Source organism: Kitasatospora sp. NPDC048662 (assembly GCF_055587065.1).
In genome coordinates this window covers 42,669-62,012 of record NZ_JBVJHA010000016.1, presented here as the reverse complement: position 1 = coordinate 62,012, position 19,344 = coordinate 42,669, and the positions used below count along the sequence as shown (strand labels likewise).

Genomic DNA, 19,344 nt, shown 5'->3' with positions numbered 1-19,344 from the left:
ACCATGGACCTGCAGAACCTCGTCGAGCGCTACCTCGCCGTCTGGAACGAGACCGACTCGACCGCCCGCCGCAAGCTCCTCGAAGACGTCTGGGCCACCGACGGCACCTACACCGACCCGATGGTCGCCACCCGCGGCCGCGAGGAGTTCGACGCCGCCGTCGCCGCCGTCCAGACCCAGTTCGCCGGCCTCGTCTTCCGCCTCGGCAGCCCCATCGACGCCCACCACAACGCCGCCCGCTTCACCTGGGAACTCGCCCCCGAAGGCGCGGAGGAGGCCCTGATCGTCGGCTTCGACGTCCTCACGGCCACGGAGGACGGTCGCGTTGCCACGGTCGTGGGCTTCCTGGACAAGGTGCCAGCCGCGTAGGGGGTGAGCAACCAGGGAGAGCCAAAACAACGACGCCTGCCCTCAACCTGGTCGGGGAAAGGGGCAGGCGTCGACCGGATCCCGGCAACGCTGGCGGGTCGGTGTTCGGGGTGGTGGGGGTCAGGCCACCAGGGGCCGGTCGGTCGGCTTGATCGGCGCGGGGAGCGCTGTCCTGCCGCCCAGGTAGGTGTCGACCGCCGCGGCGGCCGAGCGGCCTTCCGCGATCGCCCAGACGATCAGCGACTGACCGCGACCGGCGTCACCGCAAACGTACACCCCATCGACGTTGGTGCCGAACTTGCCGTCGCGGGCGACGTTTCCGCAGGCGTCGAGCTCGACACCCAGCTGCTCGACCAGGCCGTTCTTGACGTCCGTCCCGGTGAACCCCATGGCGAGGGTGACCAGCTGAGCGGGGATCACCTTCTCGCTCCCGGGCACCGGCTCGAACTTGCCGTCCTTGAAGGCGACTTCGACCAGGTGCAGCTCCTGCACATTCCCGTTCGCGTCACCCGAGAAGTGCGTGGTGGAGACCGAGTAGATCCGTCCCTCCTTGCCCGCCTTCGGCGAGGAGGGTCCCTCTGCCTGCATCCCGCCATTCTTGGCCTGCAGGAGGTAGTTGGTCTCCTCGTGGGCCGAGGTGACCTTGTACGTCATCGGCATGGTCGGCCACGGCTGCCCGGCCGGACGGGCGTCCGACGGGCGCGGCATGATCTCCAACTGGGTGACGGAGGCCGCGCCCTGGCGGTGTGCGGTGCCGACGCAGTCGGCACCGGTGTCGCCGCCGCCGATGACCACGACGTGCTTGCCCTTGGCCGAGATCGGGGAGTCGACGTAGTCGCCCTCCTGGACCTTGTTGGCCAGCGGCAGGTACTCCATCGCCTGGTGGATGCCGTTCAACTCCCGCCCGGGGACGGGCAGATCACGCGCGGTGGTGGCGCCGGCCGCGATCACGACGGCGTCGAAGCGCGAGCGCAGGTCCTGCCCGGTGAGGTCGACGCCGACCTCGACCCCGGTGCGGAACCGGGTGCCCTCGGCGCGCATCTGCTCGATGCGGCGGTTGATGTGGCGCTTCTCCATCTTGAACTCGGGGATGCCGTAGCGCAGCAGTCCGCCGATCCGGTCGGCGCGCTCGTACACCACCACCGTGTGCCCGGCCCGGGTGAGCTGCTGGGCGGCGGCCAGGCCGGACGGGCCGGAGCCCACCACGGCGACGGTCTTGCCGGACAGCCGCTCGGGGACCTGCGGGGTGACGCCGCCCCGGTCCCAGGCCTTGTCGATGATGCTGACCTCGACGTTCTTGATGGTCACCGCGTCCTGGTTGATGCCGAGCACGCACGCGGACTCGCACGGGGCGGGGCACAGGCGGCCGGTGAACTCCGGGAAGTTGTTGGTGGCGTGCAGCCGCTCGATGGCGCCGACGAAGTCGTCCCGGTAGGCGAGGTCGTTCCACTCGGGGATCAGGTTCCCGAGTGGGCAGCCGTTGTGGCAGAACGGGATGCCGCAGTCCATGCAGCGTCCGGCCTGCTTGCTGATGATCGGAAGGAGGCTGCGCTCGACGTAGACCTCGTTCCAGTCGCGCAGTCGCACGTCCACCGGACGGCGCTCCGCCAGCTGCTTGGGCGTGGTCAGGAAGCCCTTGGGGTCAGCCACGTGCCGCCTCCATCATCTTCGCGGTGGTGTCGGCCTCGGAGAGGCCATCGCGCTCAGCGGCGTCCTTGGCGGCGAGCACTGCCTTGTAGTCGGTCGGCATGATCGTGGAGAAGCGGGAGACCCCACTGCCCCAGTCGGCGAGGAGTTCGGCGGCGACGGTGGAGCCGGTCTCCTCGTAGTGCTGCTGCACGGTCTCGCGCAGCCATTCGCGGTCGGCGGCGCCCGGGGCCTCGATGCCCACCATGCCGCTGTTGACGTTGGCGGGGCGCAGGTCCAGCACGTAGGCGATGCCGCCGGACATGCCCGCCGCCAGGTTGCGGCCGGTCTCGCCGAGGATCACCACCCGGCCACCGGTCATGTACTCCAGGCCGTGGTCGCCCACGCCCTCCACCACCAGGGTGGCACCGGAGTTGCGGACGGCGAAACGCTCACCGGCCTTGCCGCGCAGGTGGATCCGGCCCGAGGTGGCGCCGTAGCCGATGGTGTTGCCGGCGATCACGTGCTGCTGCGCGTCGGCGCCGATCGCGGCGGCGTCCCGGGCCGGGCGGACCACGATCACGCCGCCGGACAGGCCCTTGCCGACGTAGTCGTTGGCGTCGCCCTCCAGTCGCAGCGTCACGCCCCGGGGGACGAAGGCGCCGAAGGACTGGCCGGCCGAGCCGGTGAAGGTGACGTCGATGGTGCCCTCGGGCAGGCCCTCGCCGCGGTGCTTCCTGGTGACCCGGTGGCCGAGCATGGTGCCGACGGTGCGGTTGACGTTGCGGATCGGCAGCTGGATGCGGACGGCGTCGCCGCGCTCCAGGGCGTCCTCGGCCAGTTCGATCAGCTGGTTGTCGAGTGCCTTGTCGAGCGCGTGGTCCTGCTCGGTGGTGCGGTGCCGGGCGGCACCCTCGGGCAGGTCGGGGACGTGGAACAGCGGGGCCAGGTCGAGCCCGGAGGCCTTCCAGTGGTCGATCGCGGCCCGGGCGTCGATGTGCTCGGCGTGGCCGACGGCCTCCTCGATCGAGCGGAAGCCCAGTTCGGCGAGCAGCTCGCGGACCTCTTCGGCGATGAACTCGAAGAAGTTGACCACGAATTCGGGCTTGCCGGAGAACCGCTCGCGCAGCACCGGGTTCTGGGTGGCGACGCCGACCGGGCAGGTGTCGAGGTGGCAGACCCGCATCATGATGCAGCCGGAGACCACCAGCGGGGCGGTCGCGAAGCCGAACTCCTCGGCGCCCAGCAGGGCGGCGATGACCACGTCGCGGCCGGTCTTCAGCTGGCCGTCGGTCTGCACCACGATGCGGTCGCGCAGGCCGTTGAGCAGCAGGGTCTGCTGGGTCTCGACGAGGCCGAGCTCCCAGGGGCCGCCCGCGTGCTTGAGCGAGGTCAGCGGGGAGGCGCCGGTGCCGCCGTCGTGGCCGGAGATCAGCACCACGTCCGCGTGCGCCTTGGACACGCCGGCCGCGACCGTTCCGACGCCGACCTCGGAGACCAGCTTCACGTGGATGCGGGCGTCCGGGTTGGCGTTCTTGAGGTCGTGGATCAGCTGAGCCAGGTCCTCGATGGAGTAGATGTCGTGGTGCGGCGGCGGGGAGATCAGGCCGACGCCCGGGGTCGAGTGCCGGGTCTTCGCCACCCACGGGTAGACCTTGTGGCCGGGCAGCTGGCCGCCCTCGCCGGGCTTGGCGCCCTGGGCCATCTTGATCTGGATGTCGTCGGCGTTGACCAGGTACTCGGAGGTGACGCCGAACCGGCCGGAGGCGACCTGCTTGATCGCCGAGCGGCGCTCGGGGTCGTACAGGCGCTCCGGGTCCTCGCCGCCCTCGCCGGTGTTGGACTTGCCGCCGAGCCGGTTCATCGCGATCGCGAGGGTCTCGTGCGCCTCCATCGAGATGGAGCCGTACGACATCGCGCCGGTGGAGAAGCGCTTGACGATCTCGGAGACCGGCTCGACCTCGTCCACGGAGATCGGGGTCCGGCCGAGCGCGTCCAGCCGGAACAGACCGCGCAGCGTCATCAGCCGCTCGGACTGGGCGTTCACCCGGTCCGTGTACTGCTTGAAGACGTCGTAGCGCTTGGTGCGGGTGGAGTGCTGGAGCCGGAACACCGTCTCCGGGTCGAACAGGTGCGGCTCGCCCTCGCGGCGCCACTGGTACTCGCCGCCGATCTCCAGCGCGCGGTGCGCGGCGGAGATGCCGGACGCCGGGTACGCCTTGGCGTGCCGGGCGGCGGTCTCCTTGGCGAGCTCGTCCAGGCCGATGCCGCCGAGCTTGCTGGTGGTGCCCGCGAAGTAGGCGTCCACCAGCTCCTGGGACAGGCCGATGGCTTCGAAGACCTGCGCGCCGCGGTAGGAGGCGACGGTGGAGATGCCCATCTTGGACATCACCTTCAGCACGCCCTTGCCGAGCGCCTTGATCAGGTTCTTGATCGCCTTCTCGGGCTCGCCCTTGACGAACACGCCCTGGGAGACCAGGTCCTCGACCGACTCCATCGCCAGGTACGGGTTGACCGCGCCGGCGCCGTAGCCGATCAGCAGCGCGACGTGGTGCACCTCGCGGACGTCGCCGGCCTCGACCAGCAGCGACACCTGGGTGCGCTGCTTGGTGCGGATCAGGTGGTGGTGGATCGCCGAGGTGAGCAGCAGCGACGGGATCGGGGCGTGCTCGGCGTCCGAGTGCCGGTCGGAGAGCACGATGATCCTGGCCCCGTCGGCGATCGCGGCGTCGGCCTCGGCGGCGATCTCGGCGAGCCGGGCGGCCAGGCCCTGGCCGCCGGTGGCGACCTTGTACAGGCCGGAGAGCGTGACGGCCTTCAGACCGGGCTGGTCGCCGTCCGCGTTGATGTGGATCAGCTTGGCCAGCTCGTCGTTGTCGATCACCGGGAAGGTGATGCCGACCGAGCGGCAGTGCGCCGGGGTGGCGTCCAGCAGGTTGCCCTCGGGGCCGAGGTTGCTGTGCAGCGAGGTGACCAGCTCTTCGCGGATGGCGTCCAGCGGCGGGTTGGTGACCTGGGCGAACAGCTGGGTGAAGTAGTCGAACAGCAGCCGCGGCTTCTCGCTGAGCGCGGCGATCGGCGAGTCGGTGCCCATCGAGCCGAGCGCCTCGGCGCCGGTCTTGGCCATCGGCGCGAGGACGACCCGCAGCTCCTCCTCGGTGTAGCCGAAGGTCTGCTGCCGGCGCGTCACCGAGGCGTGGGTGTGGGCGATGTGCTCGCGCTCGGGGAGCTTGGCGAGCTGGATCTGCCCGGCGGCGACCCACTCCTCGTAAGGGTTCTCGGCGGCGAGCGCGGACTTGATCTCCTCGTCCTCGACGATCCGGTGCTCGGCGGTGTCGATCAGGAACATCCGGCCGGGCTGCAGGCGGCCCTTCCTGGCGACCTTGTCCTGCTCGATGTCGAGCACGCCGACCTCGGAGGAGAGCACGACCAGCCCGTCCTCGGTGATCCAGTACCGGGCCGGGCGCAGGCCGTTGCGGTCGAGGACGGCGCCGATCCGGGTGCCGTCGGTGAAGGTGACGCAGGCCGGGCCGTCCCAGGGCTCCATCAGGTTGGAGTGGTACTGGTAGAACGCGCGGCGGGCCGGGTCCATGGTGGCGTGGTTCTCCCACGCCTCCGGGATCATCATCAGCACCGCGTGCGGCAGCGAGCGGCCGCCGAGGTGGAGCAGCTCCAGCACCTCGTCGAAGGACGCCGAGTCGGAGTGGTCCGGAGTGCAGACCGGGAAGATCCGGCCCAGGTCGCCGGGGATCAGGTCGGTGGCGAGCTGGGACTCCCGGGCGGTCATCCAGTTGCGGTTGCCCTTGACGGTGTTGATCTCGCCGTTGTGCGCGACGAAGCGGTACGGGTGGGCGAGCGGCCAGCTCGGGAAGGTGTTGGTGGAGAACCGCGAGTGCACCAGGCCGATCGCGGAGGCGTACAGCCGGTCCGACAGGTCGGGGAAGAACGGCTCCAGCTGCCCGGTGGTCAGCATGCCCTTGTAGACCAGGGTCCGGGCGGACAGCGAGGGGAAGTACACCCCGGCCTCCCGCTCGGCGCGCTTGCGCACCACGAACGCGACCCGGTCCAGCTCGATCCCGGCCCGCCCGCCGTGCTCGCCGGAAGGCGCCGACGCGACAAAGAGCTGCCGGAACCGCGGCATGACGGAGCGGGCGGTGGCGCCCAGCAGCTCGGGGGCGGTCGGGACCTCGCGCCAGCCGAGGACGGCCAGGCCCTCCTCGGCGGCGATCGCGCCGATCCGGGCGACGGCGGCGGCGGTCGCCTCCTCGTCCTGGGGCAGGAAGGCGATGCCGACCGCGTAGGACCCGGCGGCGGGGAGTTCGAAGTCGGTGCTGGCGCGCAGGAAGGCGTCCGGGATCTGGGTCAGGATGCCCGCGCCGTCGCCGGAGTCGGGCTCGGCGCCGGTGGCGCCGCGGTGCTCCAGGTTGCGCAGCACGGTCAGTGCCTGCTCGACGATCCGGTGGTCGGCGACACCGGTCAGCGTGGCCACGAAGCCGACGCCGCAGGCGTCGTGCTCGTTGCGCGGGTCGTACAGACCCTGGGCCTGGGGACGCGCGTCCGGAACGAGGGCGTAGGGGCGGGTGGCCCGGGCGTCCTCGTGGCCGGAGTGCATGGATGCAGACAGCATCGGCTCTCCCGTCGTCGTGATCAGTTGCTTGATGCAAAGGGACGACGTTGGCCCTGATGCGATGTGTCGGTGCAGGTTACATGATGCCGATCGTCCCGGGAAGTGGAATCTGCGTCCACATCCCGGACGCAACCCCAGGTCACGGGACGGACGGGGGGAGGGCGCAGCGTCGCGCGTCCAGACCAGTGTGCCCGGTGTCCAGGGGGGTGAAACAGGGGCGAAACACCCTCGGAACGCCCCCGGTCCGGAGCCGGCCTGGGATTCCCTGGCCGGGCGCCGGACACGGTGGGGATTGTTCGGTTCGGCGATCGGATGTTGAGACTAGGGCAAGGCGGAGGCCGCTGCCCATGTGTGGAACATCACGCGCCGCAGTGCATAACCATGCAGAGATCCGGGTGTTCGTACAGGCCCTGCCAGGTGGCCGGTCAGCCGATCGCCCCGCCGATCAGGCGGCCCAGCAGGAAGGTGACGGCCGCCGCCACGCCGCCCAGCGCCAACTGGCGCAGGCCGCTGAACCACCAGGTGCGGGCGGTCACCCGGGCCACCGCCGCGCCGCAGCCGAACAGGCCGAGCGTCGCCAGCAGCGCGGCCGGCCACAGTGCGGTCGCGCCCAGCAGGTACGGCAGCACCGGCAGCAGCGCGCCCAGGGCGAAGCAGGCGAACGAGGAGCCGGCGGCGACCAGCGGCGAGGGCAGGTCCTCCGGGTCCACGCCGAGTTCCTCGCGGGCGTGCACGGCGAGCAGGGTGGCGGGGTCGGCGGACAGCTGGCGGGCCACCTCCATGGCCAGCTCCGGGTCCACGCCCTTGGCCACGTACAGCTGGGCCAGCTCGGCGAGCTCGCCCTGCGGGTTGCGCTTCAGCTCGATCCGTTCGGCCTCCAGCTCGGCCTCCACCAGCTCGCGCTGGGAGGCCACCGAGGTGTACTCGCCGACGGCCATGGAGAACGCGCCGGCCGCCAGTCCGGCCAGTCCGGTCAGCACCACGGTGCTCGGCTCGGCGGCCCCGCCGACCACGCCGGTCATCAGCGCGAAGTTGGACACCAGGCCGTCCACCGCACCGAACACGGCCGGCCGCAGCCAGCCGCCGTTGACGTCCCGGTGGTGGCCGTCGGCCGGAATCCGGGGCTGCGGACCGTTGGTGTACGGGTCGGCGATGATCGTGCTCATGCTGGCGGCTCCCCTTCCGGGCACGGCGAAGGCCCCCCGGGCGCATTCCGGCCAGGGCTGGTCGTACCCCTCGAACGTAGCCGTTTGACCTGCGACTTTCCAGCAAAGTAAGCCTGCCCAAAGGCAGTTGGGGCCGCCCCCGCCGACCGTGGCGGGAGCGGCCCCAACGGGGTCAATTCGCGTACTCAGGAAGACTTTTCGGAATCCTTGACGTCCGCATTGTGCTCGGCGGCTCCGTCGCCGTCCTTCGGGCCGTCCTCCGGGCCGTCCTCCGGGCCGTCCTTGAGGCTGCCCTTCGGGCCGTCCTTGGGAGCGTCCTTCGGGCCGCCCTTGCCGGGCGCGTCCGCGATCGCCTCCGCGCCGCTCTCCCGGGCCGCCGCCTCGGCGCGCTCGCGGGTGGCCTGCGGGTCGATCTCGTCCGGGTCCTCGCGGCCGGGGCGCAGCCGGGCGGAGAGCACCAGGTAGACCACTGCGCCGATGAAGACGGCGATCGCCACCCAGTCGTTCAGCCGCAGGCCGAAGAAGCGGTGTGCCTCGTCGATGCGCAGCCACTCGGTCCAGAACCGGCCGGGCGTGTAGAGCGCGACGTACAGGGCGAAGGCCCGGCCGTGGCCGAGGGTGAAGCGCTTGTCGGCCCAGATCACCGCCACCGCGACCAGCACGCACCAGATCGACTCGTACAGGAAGGTCGGGTGGTAGGTGCCGGTGACCACCTCGCCGTTCGGCAGGGTCTTGTCGATCTCCAGGCCCCAGGGCAGCGTGGTGGGCTTGCCGTACAGCTCCTGGTTGAACCAGTTGCCCCAGCGTCCGATGGCCTGGGCGAGGGCGATGCCGGGGGCGATGGCGTCGGCGTACGCGGGGAACGCGACGCCGCGGCGGCGGGCGGCGATCCAGGCGCCGACCGCGCCGAAGGCGATCGCGCCCCAGATGCCGAGGCCGCCCTCCCAGATCTTCAGCGCGTCGAGCGGGTTCTTGCCCTCGCGGAAGTACAGCTGGTTGTCGGTGATGACGTGGTACAGCCGACCGCCGACCAAGCCGAACGGCACCGCCCAGACGGCGATGTCGCCGACCGTGTGCCGGCCGCCGCCGCGGGCGACCCAGCGCCTGCTGCCGAGCCACACGGCCACGACGACACCGATGATGATGCAGAACGCGTAGGCGCGAAGCGGGATGGGTCCCAGGTAGAGGACTCCCCGCGACGGGCTCGGAATGTATGCGAGATCCATGACACCCTCGACGCTACCGTGTCCCGCCCGCCGCACCGGCACCGGAACGGGTCACGGAAGCGTCACTCCTCCCGGCCGGTCGTCCGGCCGTCAGGGTGCGGGCGGGGTGTTGGTCTCGGCGGCGGTCGAGGTGGGCGCCGGGCTCTGCCCGTGCGAGCCGGGGGTGCCCAGCTGCTTGCCCTGGTTGGCCTCGTCCACCCACTTGACCAGGTTCTCCGGGCTGATCTGCTCGTCGCCCTTCTTCGGGTAGATCGGCTCGCCGTTGAGCAGCACCGTGGGCGTCGACTTGAAGCTGGACTTGTCGAAGTTCTGCTGCACCGCGGAGACCCAGCCGGCGAACTTGTTGGTGTTGACGCAGGTCTGGAACTCGGCGTTGTCCAGGCCCGGCACCTGCTTGCCCAGGTCGATCAGGGCCTGCTTGCTGCCGAAGGTGTCCTCGGTCTCCCCGGGCTGGTTGCGGTACAGCACGTCGTGGTAGTCCCGGAAGTGCCCGGCGTTCTGCGCGCAACCCAGCGCGTTGGCACCGTACTTGGAGCCGTTGCCGCCGAGCGAGCGGTCGATGAACGACACGATGTGGTAGTTGAGGTAGATCTTGCCGGCGTCTTCCAGCTGGTCGATGGTCGGCGAGAAGGCGCGCTCGAAGGCGCCGCAGGCCGGGCAGCGCGGGTCCTCGTACACGGTGAGGGTGGACGGGGCGTTGGCGGACCCGACGGGGATGATCAGGTTCTTGTCTCCGATGGCGCCCGCGGGGGCGGCGGTCGGTGTCTCCGGCTTGGAGCGCTGGTTCTGCACCACCACGCCGACCACCACGGCGGCGGCGATCACGCCGAGCACCGCGCCGCCGACTACCAGCTTCTTCTTCCGCTTCGCCCGGGCCTCCTGCTCCGCCCGTTCCACCAGCATCCGCTCACGGGCGCTGCGCTTGCCTTCTTCGTTCTTCTCGCTCATGAGGTGCTCTGCCATGGTCCAGGGATCGGTTCTCTTCGTTGGGTGCTGCGGGACGGGGTGCGGTCAGGCGGCCAGCCAGGCGTCCGCCGAGAGTTTGGTGCGGGGGCGGAAGATCAGCCACGCCGACAGCAGCAGGAAGCCGGTGTCGCGGAGGATCTCCTGCACGTACTTGGTCTGCGACTCGCTCACCGGGCCGCCGCCGCCGAAGCAGCCGCAGTCGATCGAGATGCCGCGCGCCCAGACGGAGGTGATGCCGGCGATGAAGAGCACCAGCAGCGTCGCGGAGATCACCGCGACCACCCGGGTGCCCAGGCCGAGCACCAGCAGTACCGCCAGTGCGAGTTCCAGGAACGGCAGCCCCCAGCCGACCGGCTTCACCAGTGCCTCCGGCAGGATCGCGTAGGCCCGCACGGCCTGTGCCGCCTCCGCCGGGTCGGCGACCTTCGCCAGTCCGGCCCAGCCCCACACCACGGCCAGGCCCAGCCGCACCACCAGTCCGAACCACTCGGCCGCCGGACCGTCCACGACCCGGCGAAACCCGCTCACCCGGCCGTGTTGGGCCTGTTGACTGGCCATCAGTTCCCCCTCGGGCGCGCTTCACCGTTTCCTGCCTGATGAACCGTAGGGGATGAGGTGCGGTTCCTCCATATTCGCCAGTTACGCCGGATGAGTGACGCTATACGGTCATACATCCGATTCTTCTGGTCATCGGCCCGGCGGTCCGCACTCCGCCTCCGAGTGCTGGCAGACCACCGCCCGCTCCGCACCGCGGCGCGCCAACTCCCGTTCCACGCCGCCGGTTCCGGCCAGTGCGGCGGCCAGCGCCAGGCCCGCCGCCAGTGCCCGCAGCAGGACCGGTTTGTGCACCCGAGCCATCCGCACGCCCTTTCACCGACCGACCGTCAGCGGGTTCAACGGCCCGGGCCGCGACAAGATCACCGAACGCCCGGGACAGTTCACCCGATCAGGTGGCGGCCCGAGAAAGCCGAAGAGCCGCCCGGGGAGCGGCTGTTGCTCCCCGGGCGGCCCTCCGAACCGCGCGAACTACTTGCGGCGCACACCCGACGCCAGATCGGCGGCCAGCGCCCGGACGGCGGCCAGGCCGTCGGCCGGCTCGGCGGCGTCCAGCAGGCGTTGCACGAACGCGGAGCCGACGATCACGCCGTCCGCGAACGCGGCGACCTCGGCGGCCTGGTCGGCGTTGGAGACGCCCAGGCCGACGCAGACCGGCAGCGCGGTGGTGGCCCGGGTACGCGCCACCAGGTCCTCGGCCAGGTTGCCGACCGCGGCCCGGGTGCCGGTGACACCCATCACGGCCGCGGCGTAGACGAAGCCGGAGCCGGCCGCGGTGACCTCGGCCAGCCGGGCGTCCTTGGAGGACGGGGCGACCACGAACACGGTGTCCAGGCCGTGCTCCCCGGCGGCCTTCCGCCACTCCACCGACTCCTCGACCGGCAGGTCGGGCAGGATGCAGCCCGCTCCCCCGGCCGCGGCCAGGTCGGCGGCGAACCGGGCGACGCCGTAGCGGTCCACCGGGTTCCAGTAGGTCATCACCAGCACCGGCACGGCCGGGTGGGCGGCGGCGACCTCGGCAACGGTGCGCAGCACGTCCTTGATCTTCACGCCGCCGCGCAGCGCGATGTCGTCGGCGGTCTGGATGACCGCGCCGTCCAGCACCGGGTCGGAGTGCGGCAGGCCGACCTCGACGACGTCGCAGCCGCCCTCGATCAGCGCGTTGATCGCGGCGATGCCGCCGTCCACGGTCGGGAAGCCGGCCGGCAGGTAGCCGATCAGGGCGGCCCGGCCCTCGGCCCTGGCGGCGGCGAGGGCGGTGGTGAGCTTGGTGTCGGCCATGGTCAGTTGGTCCCCTCGGCGTCGTCGTAGAGGCCGAAGTACTCGGCGGCGGTGTGCATGTCCTTGTCGCCGCGGCCGGAGAGCGAGACCAGGATGGTCGCCTCCGGGCCCAGCTCGCGGCCGAGTTCGAGCGCGCCGGCCAGGGCGTGCGCGGACTCGATGGCCGGGATGATGCCCTCGGTGCGGGACAGCAGCCGCAGCGCCTCCATCGCGGCGCGGTCGGTGACCGGGCGGTACTCGGCCCGGCCGGTGTCCTTCAGCCAGGCGTGCTCGGGGCCGACGCCGGGGTAGTCCAGGCCGGCCGAGATCGAGTGCGACTCGATGGTCTGGCCGTCCTCGTCCTGCAGGACGTAGGTGCGCGAGCCGTGCAGCACGCCCGGGTCGCCCTTGGTGAGGGTGGCGGCGTGCTTGGGGGTGTCGGCGCCGTCGCCGGCCGCCTCGCAGCCGATCAGGCGCACGCCCGCGTCCGGGATGAACTCGTGGAAGATGCCCATCGCGTTGGAGCCGCCGCCGACGCAGGCGACCACCGCGTCGGGCAGCCGCCCGGTGCGGTCCAGCACCTGCTGGCGGGCCTCGATGCCGATCACCCGGTGGAAGTCGCGCACCATCATCGGGAACGGGTGCGGGCCCGCGACGGTGCCGAACAGGTAGTGGGTGGTGTCCACGTTGGCGACCCAGTCGCGGAACGCCTCGTTGATGGCGTCCTTCAGGGTGCGGCTGCCGGACTTGACCGGGACGACCTCGGCGCCCAGCATCCGCATCCGGGCGACGTTCAGGGCCTGCCGCTGGGTGTCGACCTCACCCATGTAGATGGTGCAGTCGAAGCCGAACAGCGCGCAGGCGGTGGCGGTGGCCACGCCATGCTGGCCGGCGCCGGTCTCGGCGATGATCCGCGTCTTGCCCATCCGGCGGGTCAGCAGTGCCTGCCCCAGCACGTTGTTGATCTTGTGCGAGCCGGTGTGGTTCAGGTCCTCGCGCTTGAGCAGCACCCGCGCCCCGCCCGCCTCGGCGGAGAACCGGTGGACGTCGGTCAGCGGGCTGGGCCGGCCGGTGTAGTCCTTCAGCAGGGCGTCGAGTTCGGCGGCGAACGCCGGATCGGCCTTGGCCTTCTCGTACTCCTCGGCGACCTGCTCGACGGCGGCGACCAGCGCCTCCGGGATGAAGCGGCCGCCGTAGGCGCCGAAGTAACCACGAGCGTCCGGGACTTGGGTACCCGGAACGTTGAGCTCGGACATGGACAGTCCTCTGTCTGGAAGTTGACGGCGTGAAGGTGGAACGGGCGGGGAGTACTCAGCCGCGGGTTCCGCGCCATCGGCGTCCGGGGACCTGTCCGGGCTCGCAGCCGATCACGTACCGCACCCGCCGCCCCAGCACCCGGCGTGCGGGCGCGCGGCAGCCGCGCGGGCGGCAACCGGGGGCGAGACGGGTGGCGATCGACATGGCGGAGGGTCAGCCCCGTCCGTTGTTGCGCAGCGCCGGGTGGGCCCCGGCGGCGACCAGGTCGGCGACCGCGGTGCGCGGGTCGCGGCCGGTCACCAGGGACTCGCCGACCAGCACCGCGTCGGCGCCCTGGTTGGCGTAGGTGATCAGGTCGTGCGGGCCGCGCACCCCGGACTCGGCGACCTTGACGATGTGCGCCGGGATGGCGTCCACCACGTTGCCGAAGGTGTTCCGGTCGACCTCAAGGGTCTTCAGGTTGCGGGCGTTGACGCCGATGATCCTCGCGCCGGCGTCCACCGCGCGGGCGATCTCCTCCTCGTCGTGCACCTCGACCAGCGGGGTCAGCCCGATCGACTCGGCCCGCTCGATCAGCGAGACCAGGGCCGGCTGCTCCAGCGCGGCGACGATCAGCAGCGCCAGGTCCGCGCCGTGCGCGCGGGCTTCCCACAGCTGGTAGGCGGTGACGATGAAGTCCTTGCGCAGGATCGGGGTCTCGACCGCGGCCCGCACCGCGTCCAGGTCGGCCAGCGAGCCGCCGAAGCGGCGCTGCTCGGTGAGCACGCTGATCGCGGCGGCCCCGCCGGCCGCGTAGTCGACCGCCAGCGCGGCCGGGTCGGCGATCGCCGCCAGCGCGCCCTTGGACGGGCTGGAGCGCTTGACCTCGCAGATCACCCGGACACCGTCGCCGCGCAGGGCGGCCACGCCGTCCTTCGCCGCGGGTGCCTTCGCCGCGAGCTCCTTGAGTTCGTCCAGGGAGGTTCGGGCCTGTCGCTCGGCAAGGTCCTGCCGGACCCCGTCGATGATCTCGTCGAGCACAGTCACGCGTGCGCCCCCATCGTGTATCGCTGGTGAGGCCGGGGACGCAGATGCACAGCCCCGGCCTTTCGATGGTATCGGGCCCGGGGGGCGCACTCAGCATCCGACCGGCGTGCGTCTCGATCGGCGGACCGCCGGGCGCCCGCTCAGACCGCAGGGGGCGCGAGGCCGGCGCCGACCGGCAGGTTGCGGAGCACCGTGAACAGGGCCAGGGCCAGCAGCACCACCACCGTCTGCCGGCCGGTCAGCCGGAAGCCCGCGGGGCGGCCGCGCAGCGCCCGCACCGTCCAGCGCAGCCACAGCACGAGCGCGGCCAGCGCCAGCAGCGTCACCAGCAGGTTGTCGTGGGCAGCGGTCAGCAGCTCGCCCCTGGTCAGCGCGTGCACGCAACGCAGCCCGCCGCAGCCGGGGCACCACCAGCCGGTCGCCTGCAGCACCGGGCAGACCGGGTAGTGGCCGGGGGTGTTCGGGTCGACCGCGGCGACGAACGCGGTGGGCATCGCCACCGCGACCAGCGCCGCCAGCGGGCGGACCAGGCGGCGCGGCACCGAGCCGGCGGTGGGGACGGGGGGAGCGTTCACGGGCACGATTGTGCCCGGGCCGCTCCGGAAACTCCCCGGAAAACGCCGAACGGCGGGCGCGCGGCCCGCCGTTCGAAACCTGACGCCGAGGTTCAGGCCGTGGTGACCGCGGGGCGCTCCTCGGTGGGCGCCGGCGCGTAGTGCTTGCTGGGCTGCTTGCCCATGCCTGCCATCGACATCGCCTTGCCGACGACGCCGCCGATCAGGACCACGGCGAGGCCAGCGATGGTCAGCACGACGTTCGGCATGATCATGGCCACGCCGGCCACGCAGAAACCGACGAAGGAAATGACCACGCCGGTCCACGCGGCGGGAGTGTGGCCGTGCGCTGCTGAAGCCATCTTGATGCTGCTCCTTGTTCTACGGGGCCCCGGTCGGGCGGTCCGGGGTGGCGCTCGACGGGTTGACCCCTCCATTGTGCCGGGCCGAACACGGCGTCCCCAAGCGGGGGCCGCCGTGGTGCCGAGCACACTCAGCCGGTGGGGTCCTCGCCGCGGTCCAGCGCCTTCCACAGGTCAGCGGGGCTGTTACCGGTCGCCCCGGCCTTCCCGGCCGGACGGCGGCGGGTCGGGGCCTCGTAACGGGAGCCCATCGCGGGCCAGTTCCGGCCGAAGCGCACCGTCAGCGCACCGGCCGCGACCAGCAGCAGGCCGCCCGCCAGCGCCACCCACGGCCAGGCGGTGCGAGTGATCTCCTCGGCGTGCGCACTGGTCAGCCCCAGCTGCGTCGCGGCCAGGGTGTGCAGGCCCGCGGTGTCGGCCCGGCCGATCAGTGCCCCGGCGACCGCGCCCGCGCCCGCCAGCACCGTCAGCAGGCCCACCAGCAGCCGGGCCCGGCCGCGCACCGCGAACACCGCGACGGCGGCAGCCATCGCCACCAGCGCCGTGCCGGTCGGCAGGCCGGTCAGCTTGCTGCCCGAGGCGGAGATCGCGATCCGGCCACCGGCCGTGCCCGGCGCCACCCCCTCCGCCCAGGTGCGGCCGACGGCGGTCAGCACCAGGGCGGCACCGAGCGCGGTCAGCAGCAGCATCAGCGCGAGGGTGCCACGGGACGACTTGGGGGCAGCGGGAGTCTCACTCACCCGACCAGTGTCCCCGACCCCACCCCACCGCCCACCACCGCCCCTGCACCCCCGAGCCAAGCCTCTCGGCAGCCGGACATCAGCCCCGCACCGCCCACCGCCCCCGGGGCCGCCAGGCGTCAGACCCCCGCGCTGTCGCCACCGCCCCTGCGCCGCAGGCGTCAGGCCTCCGCGCCACCACCACCCCCGGGCCACCGCGCGTCATGCCCCCGCACCGCCCACCACCACACCCCATCAGGCCCCTGAGCGACCAAGCGTCAGCGCCCCTCGCCACCGCCCCAGCGCCGCAGGCGTCAGGCCCCCGCGCCACCACCACCCCGGGCCGCCGCGCGTCATGCCCCCGCACCACCCACCACCACACCCCATCAGGCCCCTGAGCGACCAAGCGTCAGCGCCCCTCGCCACCGCCCCAGCGCCGCAGGCGTCAGGCCCCCGCGCCGTCGCCCCACGCCGCCCGCCACCGCCCCTGCGCCGCCAGGCGTCAGACCCCCGCGCCACCACCACCCCCGGGCCACCGCGCGTCAGGCCCCCGCACCGCCCACCACCACACCCCATCAGGCCCCTGAGCGACCAAGCGTCAGCACCGCCCGCCACCGCCCCTGCGCCGCAGGCGTCAGACCCCCGCGCCGTCGCCCCACGCCGCCCGCCACCGCCCCTGCGCCGCCAGGCGTCAGGCCTCCGCGCCACCACCACCCCCGGGCCACCGCGCGTCAGGCCCCCGCACCGCCCACCACCACACCCCATCAGGCCCCTGAGCGACCAAGCGTCAGCGCCCCTCGCCGCCCACCCGCAGAATCGCCGCCCCCGGTACCGCCGAGCTCAGCGCAGCGTGTTGGCGGCGGCGACCGCCCGCAGCACCGCGGTGGCCTTGTTGCGGCACTCGGCGTCCTCGGCGTGCGGGTCGGAGTCGGCGACCACGCCCGCCCCGGCCTGCACGTACGCGGTGCCGCCGCGGATCACCGCGGTGCGGATCGCGATCGCGGTGTCCGAGTCGCCCGCGAAGTCCAGGTAGCCGACGCAGCCGCCGTACAGGCCGCGGCGGGTGGGCTCCAGTTCCTCGATGATCTGCATGGCGCGGGGCTTGGGCGCGCCGGAGAGCGTGCCCGCCGGGAAGCAGGCGGTGAGCACGTCGAGCGCGCTGCGGCCCTCGGCGACCTTGCCGGTGACGGTGGAGACGATGTGCATCACGTGGCTGTAGCGCTCGACCGCCATGAACTCCACCACCTCGACCGACCCCGGCGCGCAGACCCGGCCCAGGTCGTTGCGGCCCAGATCGACCAGCATCAGGTGCTCGGCCCGCTCCTTCGGGTCGGCCAGCAGCTCGGCGGCCAGCTCGGCGTCCTCCATCGCGGTGGCGCCGCGGTGCCGGGTGCCGGCGATCGGGTGCACCATCGCCTCGCCCTCGGCGACCTTGACCAGCGCCTCCGGGCTGGAGCCGACCACGTCGAAGCCGCCCTCCGCGCCGCCGTCGGGGCCGGGGAAGCGGAACAGGTACATGTACGGGCTGGGGTTGGTGGTGCGCAGCACCCGGTACACGTCCAGCGCGGACGCCTCGCAGGGCGCCTCGAAGCGCTGCGAGGGCACCACCTGGAAGGCCTCGCCGGCCCGGATCCGTTCCTTCACCATCTCCACCGCCTTGCGGTAGGGCTCGCCGCCGAACGGCGAGTGCGCCTCCACCTCGGTCGGCGTCCAGGTCGCCAGGCCCGGGTCGACGGGGCGGCGCAGGTCGGCCTCCATCGCGTCCAGCCGGGCCACCGCGTCGGCGTGGGCCTCGTCCACGCCGGTGGCCAGGTCGTTGTGGTTGACGGCGTTGGCGATCAGCAGCACGGTGCCACTGGCGTGGTCGAGCACCGCCAGGTCGGTGGCCAGCAGCAGGGTCAGCTCGGGCAGCCGCAGGTCGTCCGGGGTGCGGTCGGGCAGGTTCTCCAGGCGGCGGACCACGTCGTAGCCGAGGTAGCCGACCAGGCCGCCGGTGAGCGGCGGCAGGCCGTCGTCCGGGTGCCGGGGGGTGTGCAGGGCGGCCAGCGCGGCGCGCAGCACCTCCAGCGGGTCGCCGGAGGTCGGGATGCCGACCGGCGGCTCGCCCAGCCAGCGCGCGCCGCCGTCCTGACCGACCGTCAGGACGGCGCCGGAGCGCACCCCGACGAACGAGTACCTGGTCCAGCTGCCCTGCTCGGCGGACTCCAGCAGGAAGGTGCCGGGCCGCTCGGCCGCCAGGCTGCGGTACACGCCGATCGGAGTGAGGCCGTCCGCGAGGAGCCGGCGGGTGACGGGAATGACCCGGGTGTCCGCGGCGAGCGCGCGGAAAGCCTCAAGTTCCATGGAGCACCGATCAGATGGGAGCAGCGGGTGGTCGGGAACAGGCTAGCGGGACAGCGGCAGCACGTCGGCGTCGAAGCAGGTCCGCTCGCCGGTGTGGCAGGCCGCGCCGACCTGGTCGACCTTGACCAGCACCGTGTCGCCGTCGCAGTCCAGCGCGACGTGCTTCACGTGCTGGACGTGGCCGGAGGTGTCGCCCTTCACCCAGTACTCGCTCCGGCTGCGGCTCCAGTACGTGCAGCGGCCGGTGGTCAGGGTGCGGTGCAGCGCCTCGTCGTCCATCCAGCCGAGCATCAGCACCTCACCGGTGTCGTACTGCTGGGCGACGGCGGGCACCAGGCCGTCCGGGGTGCGCTTGAGGCGGGCGGCGATGGCCGGGTCCAGGGCGGTGCTGCCGGGGGTGGCGGGGTTGGTCGACATGCGGTCCATTCTCGCAGGCCGCGTCTCGCGAGCTGGCCCGGTCCGCCCGGGCGACCGGCCCGGACCCGGTAGTTTGAGCCCCGACAAAAACAGAACTGCTCTGCACGATGGGGGATTTGCCGGGTGAGTCAGTACCAGTCGCAGCCACTGCCGACCGTCGCCTTCGGTCACCACCTGCTCCAGCGGACGGCGGGCGAGCACCTCCACCCCGGCGAGCCGATGATCGGCACCTGGGCGATGAAACTGGACCGCCTCGCACCGCTCTGGTGGGACCGCGACACCGTCCGCGCCGCGAGCCACGCCCCGCTGGCCTGGATCCACAACTTCTTCGTGCGGCTCTGGTACGGCTTCCTGCTGTACTTCCTGCCGCGCTGGTTCGTCTACTGGTTCACGCCGGACGTGCACCTGCGGCGCCCGTACGGCCTGTCGCTGACCCGGCGCGCCTACCGGGCGATCCGCCGGCCGCTGCACGGCGGCTCGTTGAGCGGCGACGAGGGCTCGACGGCATGGCAGGTCTGGCGGGCGGTGCGGACCACGCCCGGCGAGAAGCTGCGGGCCGACCACGACTACTTCACGGTGCTGCTGACGGACCGCCGGCTGCTGATCCTCAGCCGCTGGACCTACGGGCAGCACCACGAGCACTACCGGGCCGTCCCGCTGTACGAACTCCCGCTCGGCAGCTGGTGGTTGCGCCCGGACACCCCGAACGACATCTGGGCCGCCCGCCAGGACCTGCTGTTCGGGGACGGCTCCTGGATCGCCCTGGACTTCGAGGACTCGGACGAGCGCGAGGCGTTCCGCGCGGCAACGGCCGGGCGCTGACCGTACGACGAGGGCCCCGCCGCCGTAGTGGCGGCGGGGCCCCCAGGCC

At 72.3% G+C, this 19,344-nt stretch carries 18 protein-coding genes; 2 read left to right on the top strand and 16 right to left on the bottom strand.

Features of this window, described 5'->3' with window-relative positions; all coding sequences use genetic code 11:
- The first annotated feature begins 3 nt into the window (after window positions 1-3).
- Window positions 4-369, top strand: a complete 366-nt coding sequence (locus ACZ6R9_RS30350) for a nuclear transport factor 2 family protein (RefSeq protein WP_380486537.1) — start codon at window positions 4-6, stop codon at window positions 367-369.
- Window positions 370-489: 120 nt separating this feature from the next.
- On the opposite strand, the gene ACZ6R9_RS30345 is transcribed toward ACZ6R9_RS30350, so the two are convergent.
- The 16 genes from ACZ6R9_RS30345 to hisI all read right to left on the bottom strand — a co-directional run bounded on the left by ACZ6R9_RS30345 (window position 490) and on the right by hisI (window position 18,473).
- On the bottom strand, window positions 490-2,019 hold the full coding sequence (locus ACZ6R9_RS30345) for a glutamate synthase subunit beta (protein ID WP_465541712.1): 1,530 nt from the start codon (window positions 2,017-2,019) through the stop codon (window positions 490-492).
- Window positions 2,012-6,622: a glutamate synthase large subunit gene (gene gltB / locus ACZ6R9_RS30340; protein ID WP_465541710.1), complete on the bottom strand. Its 4,611-nt coding sequence runs from the start codon at window positions 6,620-6,622 to the stop codon at window positions 2,012-2,014. Before gltB ends, ACZ6R9_RS30345 begins: the two co-directional genes overlap by 8 nt.
- Before the next feature lie 425 nt (window positions 6,623-7,047).
- Window positions 7,048-7,788, bottom strand: a complete 741-nt coding sequence (locus ACZ6R9_RS30335; RefSeq protein WP_380486531.1) for a VIT1/CCC1 transporter family protein — start codon at window positions 7,786-7,788, stop codon at window positions 7,048-7,050.
- Between the two features lie 185 nt (window positions 7,789-7,973).
- Window positions 7,974-9,014, bottom strand: coding sequence for a prolipoprotein diacylglyceryl transferase (gene lgt, locus ACZ6R9_RS30330; protein ID WP_465541708.1), 1,041 nt, complete (start codon window positions 9,012-9,014; stop codon window positions 7,974-7,976).
- A gap of 90 nt (window positions 9,015-9,104) precedes the next feature.
- Entirely contained in the window at window positions 9,105-9,977 is an 873-nt protein-coding gene (locus ACZ6R9_RS30325; protein ID WP_465541706.1) for a DsbA family protein, read from the bottom strand.
- Window positions 9,978-10,025: 48 nt separating this feature from the next.
- Window positions 10,026-10,538, bottom strand: a complete 513-nt coding sequence (locus tag ACZ6R9_RS30320; RefSeq protein ID WP_380486526.1) for a MauE/DoxX family redox-associated membrane protein — start codon at window positions 10,536-10,538, stop codon at window positions 10,026-10,028.
- 129 nt (window positions 10,539-10,667) lie between these two features.
- Window positions 10,668-10,829 carry a hypothetical protein gene (locus ACZ6R9_RS30315; RefSeq protein WP_380486524.1) on the bottom strand — a complete coding sequence of 54 codons (162 nt, stop codon included), beginning with the start codon at window positions 10,827-10,829 and terminating at the stop codon, window positions 10,668-10,670.
- 177 nt (window positions 10,830-11,006) lie between these two features.
- A complete protein-coding gene (trpA, locus tag ACZ6R9_RS30310; protein WP_465541703.1) occupies window positions 11,007-11,816 on the bottom strand; it encodes a tryptophan synthase subunit alpha in 810 nt (269 codons plus the stop codon).
- Window positions 11,817-11,818: 2 nt separating this feature from the next.
- Complete coding sequence (gene trpB, locus ACZ6R9_RS30305) at window positions 11,819-13,051, bottom strand: tryptophan synthase subunit beta (protein WP_380486520.1); 1,233 nt, start codon at window positions 13,049-13,051, stop codon at window positions 11,819-11,821.
- Window positions 13,052-13,106: 55 nt separating this feature from the next.
- A complete protein-coding gene (gene trpM, locus ACZ6R9_RS30300; RefSeq protein ID WP_167349402.1) occupies window positions 13,107-13,256 on the bottom strand; it encodes a tryptophan biosynthesis modulator TrpM in 150 nt (49 codons plus the stop codon).
- 9 nt (window positions 13,257-13,265) lie between these two features.
- Window positions 13,266-14,078, bottom strand: coding sequence for an indole-3-glycerol phosphate synthase TrpC (gene trpC, locus ACZ6R9_RS30295; RefSeq protein ID WP_465541700.1), 813 nt, complete (start codon window positions 14,076-14,078; stop codon window positions 13,266-13,268).
- Window positions 14,079-14,218: 140 nt separating this feature from the next.
- On the bottom strand, window positions 14,219-14,653 hold the full coding sequence (locus ACZ6R9_RS30290; protein WP_465541698.1) for a DUF2752 domain-containing protein: 435 nt from the start codon (window positions 14,651-14,653) through the stop codon (window positions 14,219-14,221).
- A 92-nt stretch (window positions 14,654-14,745) separates the two neighbouring features.
- Entirely contained in the window at window positions 14,746-14,994 is a 249-nt protein-coding gene (locus tag ACZ6R9_RS30285; protein WP_380486514.1) for an HGxxPAAW family protein, read from the bottom strand.
- 131 nt (window positions 14,995-15,125) lie between these two features.
- A complete protein-coding gene (locus ACZ6R9_RS30280; protein ID WP_465541696.1) occupies window positions 15,126-15,734 on the bottom strand; it encodes a TIGR02234 family membrane protein in 609 nt (202 codons plus the stop codon).
- A gap of 819 nt (window positions 15,735-16,553) precedes the next feature.
- Entirely contained in the window at window positions 16,554-18,056 is a 1,503-nt protein-coding gene (locus ACZ6R9_RS30275) for an anthranilate synthase component I (protein ID WP_465541694.1), read from the bottom strand.
- A gap of 42 nt (window positions 18,057-18,098) precedes the next feature.
- Complete coding sequence (gene hisI, locus ACZ6R9_RS30270) at window positions 18,099-18,473, bottom strand: phosphoribosyl-AMP cyclohydrolase (RefSeq protein WP_465541692.1); 375 nt, start codon at window positions 18,471-18,473, stop codon at window positions 18,099-18,101.
- Between the two features lie 123 nt (window positions 18,474-18,596).
- Here hisI and ACZ6R9_RS30265 point away from each other — a divergent pair, with 123 nt between their 5' ends.
- The gene (locus ACZ6R9_RS30265) at window positions 18,597-19,295 is read left to right on the top strand and encodes a hypothetical protein (RefSeq protein WP_380486506.1); all 699 of its coding nucleotides are present in this window, start codon (window positions 18,597-18,599) and stop codon (window positions 19,293-19,295) included.
- The last annotated feature ends 49 nt before the right edge of the window (window positions 19,296-19,344 follow it).

Bases quoted from the DNA above. Each gene is read 5' to 3' on its own strand.
- lgt (WP_465541708.1), bottom strand. From the start codon at position 9,014: ATGGATCTCGCATACATTCCGAGCCCGTCGCGGGGAGTCCTCTACCTG.
- hisI (WP_465541692.1), bottom strand. From the start codon at position 18,473: ATGTCGACCAACCCCGCCACCCCCGGCAGCACCGCCCTGGACCCGGCC.
- ACZ6R9_RS30320 (WP_380486526.1), bottom strand. From the start codon at position 10,538: ATGGCCAGTCAACAGGCCCAACACGGCCGGGTGAGCGGGTTTCGCCGG.
- ACZ6R9_RS30325 (WP_465541706.1), bottom strand. From the start codon at position 9,977: ATGGCAGAGCACCTCATGAGCGAGAAGAACGAAGAAGGCAAGCGCAGC.
- ACZ6R9_RS30285 (WP_380486514.1), bottom strand. From the start codon at position 14,994: ATGGCTTCAGCAGCGCACGGCCACACTCCCGCCGCGTGGACCGGCGTG.
- ACZ6R9_RS30275 (WP_465541694.1), bottom strand. From the start codon at position 18,056: ATGGAACTTGAGGCTTTCCGCGCGCTCGCCGCGGACACCCGGGTCATT.
- trpM (WP_167349402.1), bottom strand. From the start codon at position 13,256: ATGTCGATCGCCACCCGTCTCGCCCCCGGTTGCCGCCCGCGCGGCTGC.
- gltB (WP_465541710.1), bottom strand. From the start codon at position 6,622: ATGCTGTCTGCATCCATGCACTCCGGCCACGAGGACGCCCGGGCCACC.
- ACZ6R9_RS30350 (WP_380486537.1), top strand. From the start codon at position 4: ATGGACCTGCAGAACCTCGTCGAGCGCTACCTCGCCGTCTGGAACGAG.
- ACZ6R9_RS30335 (WP_380486531.1), bottom strand. From the start codon at position 7,788: ATGAGCACGATCATCGCCGACCCGTACACCAACGGTCCGCAGCCCCGG.
- trpB (WP_380486520.1), bottom strand. From the start codon at position 13,051: ATGTCCGAGCTCAACGTTCCGGGTACCCAAGTCCCGGACGCTCGTGGT.
- trpA (WP_465541703.1), bottom strand. From the start codon at position 11,816: ATGGCCGACACCAAGCTCACCACCGCCCTCGCCGCCGCCAGGGCCGAG.